Source organism: Veronia pacifica (genome assembly GCF_001707825.1).
In the GTDB taxonomy this organism is placed as follows: Bacteria; Pseudomonadota; Gammaproteobacteria; order Enterobacterales; family Vibrionaceae; genus Veronia; species Veronia pacifica.
Genome location: NZ_LYBM01000002.1, coordinates 38,331 through 52,424, shown reverse-complemented (window position 1 = coordinate 52,424; position 14,094 = coordinate 38,331). Strand labels below are relative to the sequence as shown.

Genomic DNA, 14,094 nt, shown 5'->3' with positions numbered 1-14,094 from the left:
ACATAACATTCAGTTTTAGTTACAGAACAATAAGATGTCTGTTTTTTTCTACTGTCGCCTCACCAATTCCTTTCACTTTAGACAAGTCCTCGATCGTGGTGAACTGACCGAATTCCAGTCGATAATCAATGATTGCCTGAGCTTTTTTTTCTCCTATGCCAATCAGTATTTTGTCGAGTTCTTCCAGATCGGCGGTGTTGATATTCACCTGTTCAACTTTCGCAGCTTCAGACTGCTCAGCCAATGCCACCGGAGTCAGTAATACAGCAAAAGATAGGATAATGGCAGAGATGATGTGTTTCATGATTTCTTCCTCACTAATATAGTTTAATAAATTAGGGAGGAGCGTAAGTGGTTATTTAAGATGATAAAAATGATATTGAAAAAAAATCGACGGAGCCTATGACAGGCTCCGTCGAATATACTTATCAATTACAACAGTATTTATGACTGCTCTAATTATCTTACTCAGACGCTTCTGCGCCGTTTACCAAGTAAGTGACACCCGTTTTCTCTTTTAGCTGCTGAAGAGTAGCAGTAATGTTGGTCGTTGCTAACGTACGCTCCACACGGGTTGCGAGAGGATTACTCTGCTCAAGCTCTTTGGTGTCTGGCTGGTTTACCGCCTCAAGAGCAATAACCACAACGTCACCATTAACATCCGTTGTGGTTCCGTAGCGCTTCTCACCCTCTGATGGGTTACCTAACGTGAATGCCAGTCGCGACACCTCGCGCTGCTCAGATACCCGCGCAATGTCCTTCGCCTCAGTAAAGCTGTAACCAGATTGAGTCAGCGCGTCAGTTTTACCTTCAACGAGTTCTGCAATCAGAGAATCAGCGAGAGATTTTGCCGCTTTTTCACCTTTTTGCTCAGATAGGCTGGTTTTGACCTTTTCAGAAACCTGATCAAACGGGAGAACAATTTCTGGCTGACTGTCTTCTATGCGAACAGCAATGATATGCTCAGGAGCAATCTCAACCACCTCTGAGTTCAGGCCGTCCTTTAGTACCTCATCGCTTTGCAGTGCACGAATCACCGCAGCATTAGCCAAGGAGCCTTTGAGTTCGTCAAGAGAGACAAAGTCAGTCGTTACCACTTTCTGGTTAACAGCTTCAGCGGCATCCTCAAGGCTATCTGGCATTTCAAATGCTTTTTCAGACAGTGCTGTCTGCAGCTCATAGAACTTTTCAGCAGCCTGCTGCTCTTTAACTCGCTTAATGATCTCGTCTTTAACCGTCTCTAAAGGCTTGGACTCGACTTCTTTTAAGTCATCAAGCTTTAGAATATGGTAACCGAACGACGATTTCACAACGTCCGACAGCTGACCCTTTTCCGTCATGGCAAATGCTGCTTTTTCAAATTCAGCATCCATCACACCCGCTTCAAACCAGTCAAGCTCGCCACCGTTTTCAGCACTGAAAGTATCTGCCGAATTCTCCTTTGCTAATGTTGCAAAGTCAGCGCCAGCTTTCAATTGTGATAATAGCGCTTCCGCTTTCTGCTTAGCGTCGTCGCTGTCACCCTCGATCAGGATATGACTCACTTTCCGCTGTGCAGCACTGCTAAAGCTTGCCTTGTTGGTTTCATAGTATGCGTTGATCTCTTCATCAGTGATTTGAGAGTTATCAGCGATACTCTTTCCAGATACCTCAACGTAGGCAATTTTGTATTTTTCCGGACGAATGAACTGAGAAGAATTCGCTTCATAGTACTCTTTCATCTCATCTTCAGTCACTTCAGCCTTGGCAGAAAAGTCACTGACTGGAAGGGTCAGTGTGCTGACACGGCGCGTCTGATTCTCCAACTTGTAGAGACTGTCAAGCTCTCCTTTGAGAACAAATTCACTTCCCTGCAGACCAGAGACGAGCTGTTCTCTCACCAATTCGCGGCGCATGTATTCCGCAAAGCTCTCAGGTGAGAATCCCGCACGGCGAAGCGCAGCTTTATACATTTCGTTATCGAAGCTACCACCCTGCTGGAATTGAGGCATCGCCAAGATTGCATCTTTGATTTGCTGATCACTGATACGCATACCAAGGTTCGCAGCTTGCTCTTCAAGCAACACATCATTAACCATACGATCAAGCACATTGCGGCGAAACTCCGCCAGATACTTGGGGTCACCCAAAAGTGCTGTAAAGAATTCACCAGCCTGATTTTGCATACGGGCACGTTCATTTTGATAAACCTGCTCAAAATCGTTCTGACTGATCTCTCGATCACCGACTTTAGCGGCCGGTGCGCTGCTTCCGCCCACTAAGTAATTACCCACTCCGGCAAATACAAAGGAGAAGATAATCAATGCCAGGATTATCTTTACCACGAAGCTATTTGCGCCTTCACGCAGTCGTTCCATCATAACTTGCCGTCACTCCTACTCTTGAAACTACTGTTTTGACATTTTGTCTGTTTATAAAAACTAAAAAGGCGCATCCGAGATGCGCCCTTACACTCTGATAAAACTGATTATACGCTCAAGTCGCGATGATTAAAGTCTTAAACCAACATGGTGCGACAAAAGACAAAAGGTGGTGGCTCAGTTTACTGCGTCTTTGAGTGCTTTACCGGCTTTGAAGCCGGGTACTTTCGCTGCTGGAATGTCTATTTCAACACCTGTCTGTGGGTTACGGCCTGTGCGTGCTGAGCGCTCACGAACAGAGAATGTACCAAAACCAACAAGAGCAACCTGATCACCGTCTTTGAGTGAATCAGAGATGGCGTCGATCAACGCATCCAACGCACGGCCTGCTGATGCTTTTGACAGATCAGCATTTTCTGCGATTTTTTCTACTAGCTGTGATTTGTTCACTATTCATCCCCTTACTGAAGCAATTCCGAAAATCCCATTTTTTTCGGTCAAAGACGACTCTCATCGCCACTTATAGTTAACGCTTTGGTTTATAGACGCTGCTGCTACTGAGTTAATAAGGTATGCAGCGTTAAAATTTAAGTTAGCCCTCAACAAAAAAGCTGACAAGCCTTTTGCCGACTGTCAGCTTATTTCGTTGTTTATTTTTGCTGCGCGTCACTATTTCGGGGAGTGACCAGCTCGATTCCAAGAGGATTGTTCTGAAGTGCAAGGGTTAGCACATCATCGATCCAACGTACTGGATGGATTGATAAATCTGCCTTCACATTATCAGGAATCTCTTCCAAATCACGCTCGTTTTCTTTCGGGATAATCACTGTCTTGATACCACCGCGGTGTGCAGCCAACAGTTTCTCTTTGAGACCACCAATAGGCAAAACTTCACCGCGCAGGGTAATTTCGCCTGTCATGGCAACTTCCGCTTTGACTGGATTACCCGTCAGGGACGATACCAATGCAGTGCACATGGCAATACCTGCACTCGGACCGTCTTTCGGTGTTGCGCCCTCAGGAACGTGGACGTGGATATCGCGCTTCTCATAGAAATCACTGTTGATACCCAATTTGTCAGCACGGCTTCGAACAACAGTCATTGCTGCTTGTATCGACTCCTGCATGACATCACCCAGAGAACCTGTTTGCGACAGCTTACCTTTACCCGGTACAGATTCAGTCTCAATGGTTAACAAATCACCACCAACCTGAGTCCATGCCAGACCAGTCACCAGACCGATGCGGTTCTCTTCGTCCGCTTTGCCATAGTCAAAGCGTTGAACACCAAGGTAATCTTTGAGGTTGTCACCGTTGATGGTTAAGGTCTTTATATCTTTGTTGAGAAGGATCTCTTTCACTGCCTTACGACACAGTTTAGATACCTCACGCTCAAGACTACGAACACCCGCTTCACGCGTGTAGTAACGGATAATACCCAGTATTGCAGAGTCTTCAATCGTCAGCTCGTGTGGCTTAAGACCGTTACGTTTGATTTGCTTGTCGAGCAAGTGCTGCTTAGTGATATTCAGTTTTTCATCTTCTGTGTAACCAGACAGACGAATCACTTCCATACGGTCAAGCAGTGGACCCGGAATATCCATTGAGTTCGAGGTAGCCACGAACATCACGTCAGACAGGTCATAGTCCACTTCAAGGTAGTGATCGTTGAACGCGTTATTCTGCTCAGGATCAAGTACTTCAAGTAATGCAGAAGACGGATCACCACGCATGTCAGATGACATCTTATCAATCTCATCCAACAGGAACAGCGGGTTCTTAACCCCAACTTCGCCATTTTCTGTATCAGCTTACCCGGCAACGAGCCGATATAAGTACGACGGTGACCACGGATCTCAGCCTCGTCGCGAACACCACCCAGAGCCATGCGGGTATACTTTCGCCCCGTTGCTGCTGCAATAGACTGTCCTAGAGAAGTTTTACCTACGCCAGGAGGCCCTACAAGGCACAGAATGGGTCCCTTGAGCTTGTTGACACGGTTTTGTACTGCGAGGTACTCAAGAATACGTTCTTTGACCCGCTCAAGCCCATAATGGTCTTCGTTAAGTACTTGTTCAGCTTTCGAAAGATCTTTCTTCACTTTCGAACGCTTCGCCCAAGGTACACTGACCATCCAGTCGATATAACTGCGGACCACTGTCGCCTCAGCTGACATCGGAGACATCATCTTCAGCTTTTGCAGTTCCTGCTCTGTTTTCTCTTTGGCTTCCTGCGGCATCTTCGCTTCATCAATTTTCTTCTGAAGCGTTTCAAACTCATCAGGCGCATCATCAAGCTCTCCCAGCTCTTTCTGGATAGCTTTCATTTGTTCGTTGAGATAGTACTCGCGCTGACTTTTCTCCATCTGCTTTTTAACGCGGCTGCGTATGCGTTTCTCAACCTGCAACAGATCAATTTCAGATTCCATCATGGTCATCAGATATTCAAGACGGTCTGCAATATCAATGATCTCAAGAACCTGCTGTTTGTCCTGCAACTTAAGTGGCATGTGGGCAGCAATGGTATCCGCAAGCCGAGCAGCTTCATCAATCCCGCTCATTGACGTCAGGACTTCAGGCGGTATCTTTTTGTTTAGCTTAATGAAGCCTTCAAACTGGCTAATCGCCGTTCTTACCAGTACCTCTTGCTCACGTTCGTCCATCTCAGGCGTGACGAGATAATCAGCATCAGCAACAAAGTAGTCATGGTCTGAAAATTTCTTAATTTCAGCGCGTTGAAGTCCTTCAACCAGCACCTTTACTGTGCCGTCAGGCAGTTTCAGTAACTGTAAAATGGTGGCAACGGTTCCTACTTCATACAAGTCAGAAATAGTCGGCTCGTCAGTTGCTGAATCCTTCTGAGCAACCAACAGAATTTGTTTATCGTCATCCATGGCTGCTTCGAGGCAGCGGATAGATTTATCCCGGCCAACGAACAGTGGAATAACCATGTGGGGGTACACTACCACGTCGCGTAGTGGCAGGACCGGAATCTCAATGCGCTCGGAACGCTCCAAGTTCATATTTTTCTCTCTTCCGCTTTACGTAGTTATTGAGTATATGGGGTCGTATTAGCCGTATTCAATGCCAAAACTGCAGTATATTGGTGGTTATTTGACAAAAAAGGAGGCGTTTGCCTCCTTTTGTTCAGAACGTCACGATAAGGACAAGTGATAACCTGTCACTTTGTAAGGTATTATTCCGCACCAGCGGCCTGATTTTCGCCCGCCTCGTAAATGAGAAGAGGCTCAGACTCGCCATTGATGACGGTTTCATCAATGACAACTTTGCTGACGTCTTTAGTCGAAGGTAAGTCATACATGGTGTCAAGCAGCACTGCTTCAACAATCGAACGCAGACCACGAGCACCTGTTTTCCTTTCCATCGCCTTGTGAGCAATTGCGGTCAGTGCATCATCTCGGAATTCCAGCTCAACGCCGTCAATTTCGAGTAATGCGCCATACTGCTTGGTCAACGCGTTTTTCGGTTCGCGTAGTATTTGAACCAATGCAGCTTCGTCCAACTCGCCAAGTGTTGCCGTTACTGGCAAACGACCGATGAATTCAGGAATCAGGCCATACTTGACCAAGTCTTCGGGTTCAACCTGGCTAAACAAGTCGCTGAGTGACGCCTCTTCTTCTTGAGAGCGCACTTCAGCACCGAAACCGATACCCGAACCTTTGGATACACGTTGGTCAACGACTTTATCCAAGCCAGCAAATGCACCACCACAGATAAACAGGATCTTGGAAGTGTCTACCTGCAGAAATTCCTGCTGAGGGTGTTTACGTCCACCTTGCGGAGGGACAGAAGCAATGGTCCCTTCAACCAGCTTGAGGAGCGCCTGCTGCACACCTTCACCTGACACGTCACGCGTAATAGATGGGTTATCCGACTTGCGCGAAATTTTGTCAATTTCATCGATGTAGACAATGCCCCGCTCCGCCTTCGCGACATCATAATCACACTTCTGGAGCAGTTTCTGGATGATATTTTCTACATCTTCACCTACGTAGCCCGCTTCAGTTAGCGTGGTTGCATCTGCCATAGTGAAAGGAACATCAAGGAATCTAGCCAGTGTTTCGGCAAGCAACGTTTTACCACTACCTGTCGGACCAATGAGCAAGATGTTACTCTTGCCAAGCTCAACGCCTTCCTTGTTGGTGTCACCGTTACTCAGACGCTTGTAGTGGTTGTAGACCGCTACTGAGAGTACTTTTTTCGCCTGCGCCTGACCGATGACATAATCGTCTAGGTGAGCACGGATTTCATGCGGTGTCGGAAGCTGATTGCTATCACGCTTCGGCATAACTTCTTTAATTTCTTCGCGAATGATGTCATTACATAAATCGACACACTCGTCGCAGATATAAACAGAAGGTCCGGCAATTAATTTGCGCACTTCATGCTGGCTTTTGCCGCAGAAGGAGCAGTAGAGCAATTTACCGCTGCCACCATCTTTACGCTTATCTGTCATTAGCTATCCTCTTTGTGGCGTTTACCCATTATTGCCATGTTTTGAGTCTATAACAATTCGGTACAAATTTCCGACATGCGTCAAACTCATTTGTTAGAACCAGCATTGGTAAACGCGCTAAACTTCTGACTGGATTACTTATGATCGTTTATTGAGCACGTCATCGACAAGACCGTAATCCTTCGCATCCTGCGAAGACATAAAGTTGTCGCGATCCGTGTCACGTTCAATTACTTCCAGTGGTTGTCCTGTGTGCTCTGCCAGCAAGTTGTTGAGTTTTTGTTTGATGGTCAGAATTTCTTGGGCATGTATTTGAATATCTGATGCCTGACCTTGGAAACCGCCCAGAGGCTGGTGAATCATTACTCGAGAACTAGGCAGACAAAAACGCTTGCCCTCAGCGCCACCAGCGAGAAGGAATGCTCCCATAGAACACGCCTGTCCCATACACACAGTGCTGACATCTGGTTTAATGTACTGCATGGTGTCATAAATTGACATACCCGCAGTCACAGAGCCACCCGGTGAGTTGATGTACAGAAAGATGTCCTTATCAGGATTTTCTGATTCCAAAAATAATAACTGAGCCACAACAAGATTAGCCATGTGGTCTTCAACCTGGCCCGTCAGGAAGATCACCCGCTCTTTGAGCAAACGGGAGTAGATATCGTACGAACGCTCACCGCGAGACGTCTGTTCGACGACCATGGGTACCAGCGCATCCATGATTGAAGGCATACCGTTTTTTTCTTGATAGCTCATAATAAAAATCCCTAAAAATAAATGGCCCGGATGAAAAACTTCATACGGACCATTGTTATCAGAAGAGTGAATTCTAAGTCAAATGTCCACTCTACAATTCTAGCACTTAAGCCTGAGCAGGGTTCATCAGCTCAGAAAAAGCTTGTTCTTTTTCAGATACTTTAGCTTTGCCCAGAATTGCATCAATGGCCTGCTCTTCCAGAGCAACATTGCGCATGTTGTCCATCATCTTCTGGTCGTTTTCGTAGTAAGCAACAACTTCGGCTGGATCTTCGTACGCAGACGCCATTTCAGAGATCAGAGCCTTGACACGCTCGTCATCAGCTTTCAATTCTTCTGACTTGATCACTTCGCCCAGAAGCAGACCGACAACTACGCGACGCTTCGCTTGTTCTTGGAACAGTTCAGCAGGAAGCTCAGGTGCGTTGTCAGCGTTACCACCGAAACGTTGAACAGCTTGCTGGCGCAGAACGTTGATTTCCTGCTCGATCAGAGCAGCAGGTACGTCGATATCGTTTTGCTCAACAAGACCGTTGATCGCCTGCTCTTTGATGTTGTTCTTAACGGCTTGCTTCAGTTCGCGTTCCATGTTTTTGCGAACTTCTGCTTTCAGGCCGTCAAGAGAGCCATCAGCAACACCGAAACGCTGAACGAATTCTTCAGTCAGCTCTGGCAATTCCTGCGCTTCAACTTTGTGCAGCTTGATGTCAAACTTCGCCGCTTTACCTTTCAGGTTTTCAGCGTGGTAATCTTCTGGGAAGTTCACGTCGATAGCGAACTCGTCGCCTGCTTTCTTACCGACAATACCGTCTTCGAAACCAGGAATCATTCGGCCTTGGCCCATTTCCAGTGCAAAGCCTTCAGCCTTACCACCTTCAAACTCTTCGCCGTCGATAGAACCTGTGAAGTCGACAGTTACACGGCTTTTCTCTTCTGCCGCTGCATCGATTTCAGACCATTCTGCTTGCTGCTTGCGAAGCGTATCGATCATTTCAGCAACATCTTCGTCTTTTACTTCTGCTTTTGGCTTAGCGACTTCGATGCTTTCCAGACCTTTAAGTTCGATTTCTGGGTAAACTTCAAAAGAAGCTTTGAATACCAGATCTTTGCCTTCTTCATTGTCCACCGGAGTGAAGCTTGGCGCGCCTGCTGGGTTGATTTTTTCTTTAATGATGGCTTCGATGAAGTGGCGTTGCATCACTTCACCCATAACGTCCATGCGTACTGCTTTGCCGTACATGCGCGAAACCATTTTCAAAGGCACTTTGCCTTTACGGAAACCATCGAAACGACGATTTTTCGCAATGTTGCGTAGTTCAGCAGTTACAGCATCTTCAATGTTAGAAGCCGGAACAGTGATGGTCAGATGGCGCTCTAGGCCTTCTGTGGTTTCAACGGTAACTTGCATTTTTAATATAACCTCAAAACTAACTCAGGGTTACTGAGTGATGTTGCCCGGCTTACCGCCGGTAGCATCCTTTCGTGCTGCAGCGTGTTAGATTTGCCACAGCGCCTGTGAATCAGGATACACAGCATGTGAAATGCCAGTATCAACGAGCTCTCGGAAAGAGCCAAATTTTTAGACGCGCCATTATAGCGACACCGTTCGACCGAGTCGAGACAGGTCAGCGCAGATACAATGTTTCTGTGAAATGGGGACAGATTTCCATCTTTCAAGGCGTAATTTGAATTTTATTATCAGATTTTGACGGAAAACGCGGGAAGTTTGCTCTATCCATGTGAACAGTTGTATGCGATCGGCATAAAACATTGTGAGAAAGCAAGACGGCTCTCAAAGTCGCGCCCGAAAATAGAGTCGACATCGTACCGTCGGCATAGTGGATCCAACAACTGCCGATGAAAACATAAATGAGGGAAATAGTATGAGTTGGATCAAAACGGTCAGTTACGAAGACGCCAGCGACAATCTCAAAAAACTGTATGACAGAGTAAAAGGTCCAGACAATAACGTCGACAATATTATGTTGGCTCACAGTCTTCGTCCCCACACGATGGAAGGACATATGACTATTTATAAGTATGTCTTACACCACCCAAGGAACACTGTGCCGAAGTGGTTTCTCGAGGCCATTGGCGTTTACGTCAGCTACCTCAATCGTTGTAACTATTGCTTTGACCATCACTTCGAGGGAATGAAGCGTTTACTCAATACATCCGGTGAACAACCTTTGCACAACGCTGACAAGATCAAACAAGCGCTACAGTCTCACAACTTTGATGAGGCCTTTGATACTAAACATGCAAAAGTCTTCGATTATGTTCGCACTCTGACCGTGTCTCCCGGTAATACAGGCAAACGTGACATCCAGGGATTACAGACACTGGGCTGGAGTGATGGTGAAATTCTAGAGATAAACCAGGTCACCGCCTATTTTGCCTACGCTAACCGGACAGTTACAGGTCTTGGCATCAATACCGATGGTGATATTTTGGGCCTGTCACCTAATGACGGACAGGAACTAGATAATTGGAATCACAGCTAATCTTTTCTCTCACAAAATTTCATAGCCTATCAACGTTTATGATTTGATTAGTATTATGCGGGTAATTTGTTTCGTTGAGGGTACAAACTGTTTTATACGGTGGGTTTGTGGATGATTATTTCTCTATATTGATTCATGGATGCTGCTGAGAAATACAATCAACATTCACAACAACCCATCGATCTCAAATGTCTATTGAGTTCTTGAGGACAAACAAGCGGTTTATTGGAACTTCTATCTGAGATAAAAAGATCACTACAGGAGTCGATTAAACGAGTGGATCTAATTACAAATAGAGCAGTAGCTAACGTGTTAGCGGATTGGCATCCCGATAGTCACTAGGGAAAGCTTGTATTTCGGGGATATTCACGAAAATGTGAGGAAAATGGCACGCCCTACAGGATTCGAACCTGTGACCCACGGCTTAGAAGGCCGTTGCTCTATCCAACTGAGCTAAGGGCGCACATTTTGGTCTGTATTTGACGAGGCCTTAACGAGCTGCGTCTAACACAGAGCTGAATTATATAGACAGCTTTCAGGTCGTCAATGCTTTTCCTACGTGATTTTGTTTAACCGCCTAATAAATAGACATTAGTGACCATTTATCTCTATTAACGACTGGGTTTTCTTAGTATTGCGGATAAAATCTACAGTAATAGACAAAAGACTGTCTTTTCATTTCGAAAGAATCTCTTCTCCACCCCCATCGAAGAGCAACACGGATGATTTTATTTTTAATAATAAACAGTATTGGTGCGAAGTAACTATTCAAGATAGACGCACAGAACTTATTGAAAGCTATAGAGACTGAGTTATGTAAATCTTTCGCCGTCTAATCTTTTCTTTTCGTCCTGCTTATCACCATTAAACCTATACTTTTTCGGATTAGTTTTTTTAATCTTAAACAATCATTTTTTTCATTTTACTCATCTTACTTTCAACTGAATAATCCGCGCGAAAAACAATCAGAGCATTCGGCGACCGCCAAAATCTCTACCTTTCAATCCCATGATTTTGGAATAAAAAAGTGAACGCAAACCCACTCTCTCTCGATGTGGGCAACAGCACTATTGTGCCTGTTGCTAGCCTAAGCATTTTCGCTCTAGCATCTGGCTACCTGATGAGTCTGGTCCCGCTTGCTCTTGAGACGCACAGACTCCCGGTTGAGCTCGCCGCATGGTTAGCAAGCATTTATTATTTTGGTCTTCTTATCGGTGCTCTATTCAGCGCAAAAGTTGTGGCTCGACTAGGCCACCGTATCGCATTAATGAGTTTTTTAGCTGTCATAGCAGCCACAGTATTGATAATGGCTTTTTTTATTAGTCAGACAGTCTGGCTGGGCGCACGTTTTGTTGCAGGGATTGCAGTTGCCGGCGTCTTTGTTGTTATTGAATCCTGGCTCTTAATGGCAGACAGCGAGAGTGCACGATCGAAACGCCTTGGGCTGTACATGGCGTCTCTTTACGGTGGCACCGCTTTTGGGCAGTTGGGTATTGGATTTTTTGGTGTTGAAGGTCTGATGCCATTCGCACTGATTGGCACAATGATGCTGCTGGCCAGTTTGCCGCCTGCACTAAAAAAAGGTTCGCAACCTGCTGATGTGGAACACAGTGCCATCAGAATGAATGACATCCGTTCACTACCTATGGCCGCTTTCGTTGGTTGTGTCGTTTCAGGCCTGCTGATGGGTGTGGTATATGGTTTGCTGCCACTCGAGTTCGAGAGACGCTTTAGCAGTGGCGAACAAGTAGGAACACTGATGTCTGTGGTAATTCTGGGTGGCATGATCATTCAGCCGGCAGTGAGCTGGTTGAATTCACGGGTATCAAAGCGACTCCTGATGGCACTATTCAGCTTGCTGGGCGTGCTTTCGGTAGCAATGACAGAGGTAGCCACTCATCAAATTGGTACTATTGTCAGCTTATTTTTGCTTGGTGCCGCTACTTTCGCTCTCTATCCAGTGGCGATCACCTTAGCGTGTCAAACTATCAGCAAAGGGCAGATAGTTGCTGCAACAGAGCTTATGCTGCTCAGCTACAGTGTGGGGTCGGTTGCGGGACCGAGCCTTGCAAAATTGTGGTTAGTGCAATCAAGCGATTTGATGGGATATTTTGGGGCTGGCTTCGCAGCGACCTGCATATACATGTTCTTGGCCAGTATTCGCAAAGCTAAAATTGTTGTTGAGGAGCCTCAACCAGTGGCACCCGACAGCGATACTCTCTGAAAGTAAACGCGCAAATAAGTGGTGCACTGAATACGGTGCACCACTCATATCACCAAGATAGTGGAAGGTGTGATCTTTCATTCACGCCTCTGCTTCATTAGGCTTCTTTTATGCAGCAAAAGTGATTTCATTTAATATCAATTATATAAAATCTCCAATACTAGGCAGTGTTTCTCAACTCAAGACAGAGCCCAAAATACTGCGGATGAGAGACTTTTAGCTATCTACCTGTCACTTGCACCCACTGCCAGAACGCGCTTGCACTGTGGATATTTTTGGCTTCAACATTATTTCTATCTAATTTGGAAAGAAAGAGCTTTCAGAAGAGTCGATAAATTTATCTTTGCTAGGGGGAACAGACCCATACAGTTTATGTCTCCATCGGTATGAAAACTGAAAAGTTCATCCTAGAAAGGAATCGAGCCTTAGTATCTTCTCGTTAGTATCCGCCAACTGCTTGTTACTCTTCAATATTCATATCTCCCTGAGGAGGGAACTTCTCACTCAAACCAATACAGATACAGCCAGTCACTACTACGTCCAAATAATTCATATCTCTGTTGCGTTCCAAAAACTCCATTCTGATTTTCGTTTGCGGAAAACCTCTATCCAGCGATTCCACCCATTTTCGACAACGGTGAAGTTTGTCAAACGCAACAAGGCGAGAAGAGGAGCCAAGTATGATAGGCACCTATGACTGCTCTTCTAACCAATAGTCACTAAATAAGCAATACTTTCATCAACTTAACACCAAAAGGAAGTAAATCCTTAAAAATCAGCAATATAGCCTAAAAGTCATAAAAATCGGCACCTTAGTTGGCAAGAACAACAATCCCTACCTACTCTCATATTGACAATCTTATTAATGAGACTTTAATCTCGTTTATGGAATAATTGATATGATCCGTTTCTTAAAAAAGGCGACATTAGCCATATTTATATGCAGCTTAGCTGTACTTCAAGGCTGTTTCCTCATAAACGGGCCAACTGAATTCGCAGATGAAAAGTCATCCCCCGAACTTAACTATCTGCCTATCGGTATTCCTTTTTTACTTGGGGGCCATGGAAGCAGTGTTCCTATCACCCCAAAACTCAGCATAACTGCGGCCCATGTAGCGAGATATGACTACAGTGAAGTAGTTGCATATCACCCCTACTGCGATGTGGCAATCATTCAATCAAGTAATATAGATAAACGGCTCCCAATGCTTGGCCGCGTTTATCAGAATCAAACTCTAGATGTATTTGGATTTGGCCTAACTGGAAAAGTGATCACAAGCAGTGGAAAGTACTATCTCGATGTTAACTTTTTAGATAGCAAGCTATTCCAACGCTGCCCTGCTAGTATCACAGACGCTGCTATTCAGTCGGGTATGAGTGGTGGCGGTGTGTTTAATGATAGCGGCGAACTGGTTGGTGTGATTTCAGGGATGTCTGGCTCTGGCTTCAAACTGCTTAACCAACCTTCTCTGGGCAATAAAAGGACAACCGTATTTGTCTCAACCCTTTATATCCAAGAGTGGCTGCAACAAGCTGTCAACAGTTATCACGGTTATGACGTCGTTTTATACTCGGAATCCTCAGCAGCGGAGACACTGGCAACAAATCCACCTCAAAGATAGCCGAGTCTAGAACGTGGAATTGGTTATACAAAAGAGGTTCGGTTAACAAACACAAACCAAAAGCAAACGTTTGCGCTGTAGCTATTCCTGACATTTTTTGCCAAAATACGCGCCTATCCTGTCCTTCCCTGTAATGCCAAAGGAAA

Annotated in this window: 10 protein-coding genes, 1 tRNA gene and 1 pseudogene; 3 read left to right on the top strand and 9 right to left on the bottom strand. The window is 45.5% G+C overall.

Annotated features, from left to right (window positions below; all coding sequences use genetic code 11):
* Positions 1-19: 19 nt before the first annotated feature.
* The 7 genes and pseudogenes from A8L45_RS01750 to tig all read right to left on the bottom strand — a co-directional run bounded on the left by A8L45_RS01750 (position 20) and on the right by tig (position 9,006).
* Positions 20-304, bottom strand: a complete 285-nt coding sequence (locus tag A8L45_RS01750) for a ComEA family DNA-binding protein (RefSeq protein WP_068898590.1) — start codon at positions 302-304, stop codon at positions 20-22.
* A 160-nt stretch (positions 305-464) separates the two neighbouring features.
* The gene (gene ppiD, locus A8L45_RS01745) at positions 465-2,360 is read right to left on the bottom strand and encodes a peptidylprolyl isomerase (protein ID WP_068898588.1); all 1,896 of its coding nucleotides are present in this window, start codon (positions 2,358-2,360) and stop codon (positions 465-467) included.
* A 177-nt stretch (positions 2,361-2,537) separates the two neighbouring features.
* The gene (gene hupB / locus A8L45_RS01740; protein ID WP_068898587.1) at positions 2,538-2,810 is read right to left on the bottom strand and encodes a nucleoid-associated protein HU-beta; all 273 of its coding nucleotides are present in this window, start codon (positions 2,808-2,810) and stop codon (positions 2,538-2,540) included.
* A 200-nt stretch (positions 2,811-3,010) separates the two neighbouring features.
* Positions 3,011-5,382 (bottom strand): annotated as a pseudogene (gene lon / locus A8L45_RS01735) (endopeptidase La).
* A 173-nt stretch (positions 5,383-5,555) separates the two neighbouring features.
* Positions 5,556-6,836, bottom strand: a complete 1,281-nt coding sequence (clpX, locus tag A8L45_RS01730) for an ATP-dependent protease ATP-binding subunit ClpX (RefSeq protein WP_068898585.1) — start codon at positions 6,834-6,836, stop codon at positions 5,556-5,558.
* Positions 6,837-6,974: 138 nt separating this feature from the next.
* Positions 6,975-7,598: an ATP-dependent Clp endopeptidase proteolytic subunit ClpP gene (clpP, locus tag A8L45_RS01725; protein WP_068898583.1), complete on the bottom strand. Its 624-nt coding sequence runs from the start codon at positions 7,596-7,598 to the stop codon at positions 6,975-6,977.
* Positions 7,599-7,704: 106 nt separating this feature from the next.
* Positions 7,705-9,006 carry a trigger factor gene (gene tig / locus A8L45_RS01720; protein WP_068898581.1) on the bottom strand — a complete coding sequence of 434 codons (1,302 nt, stop codon included), beginning with the start codon at positions 9,004-9,006 and terminating at the stop codon, positions 7,705-7,707.
* Between the two features lie 475 nt (positions 9,007-9,481).
* On the opposite strand from tig, the gene A8L45_RS01715 reads away from it, so the two are divergent.
* The gene (locus tag A8L45_RS01715; protein ID WP_068898579.1) at positions 9,482-10,102 is read left to right on the top strand and encodes a carboxymuconolactone decarboxylase family protein; all 621 of its coding nucleotides are present in this window, start codon (positions 9,482-9,484) and stop codon (positions 10,100-10,102) included.
* A gap of 386 nt (positions 10,103-10,488) precedes the next feature.
* Here A8L45_RS01715 and A8L45_RS01710 read toward each other — a convergent pair.
* A tRNA-Arg gene (locus tag A8L45_RS01710) sits at positions 10,489-10,565 on the bottom strand.
* Between the two features lie 564 nt (positions 10,566-11,129).
* Here A8L45_RS01710 and A8L45_RS01705 point away from each other — a divergent pair.
* A complete protein-coding gene (locus tag A8L45_RS01705) occupies positions 11,130-12,326 on the top strand; it encodes an MFS transporter (RefSeq protein WP_068898576.1) in 1,197 nt (398 codons plus the stop codon).
* Between the two features lie 460 nt (positions 12,327-12,786).
* Here A8L45_RS01705 and A8L45_RS01700 read toward each other — a convergent pair whose 3' ends face one another.
* A complete protein-coding gene (locus tag A8L45_RS01700) occupies positions 12,787-13,017 on the bottom strand; it encodes a hypothetical protein (RefSeq protein ID WP_068898574.1) in 231 nt (76 codons plus the stop codon).
* Between the two features lie 208 nt (positions 13,018-13,225).
* On the opposite strand from A8L45_RS01700, the gene A8L45_RS01695 reads away from it, so the two are divergent.
* Entirely contained in the window at positions 13,226-13,948 is a 723-nt protein-coding gene (locus A8L45_RS01695) for a S1 family peptidase (RefSeq protein WP_068898572.1), read from the top strand.
* The last annotated feature ends 146 nt before the right edge of the window (positions 13,949-14,094 follow it).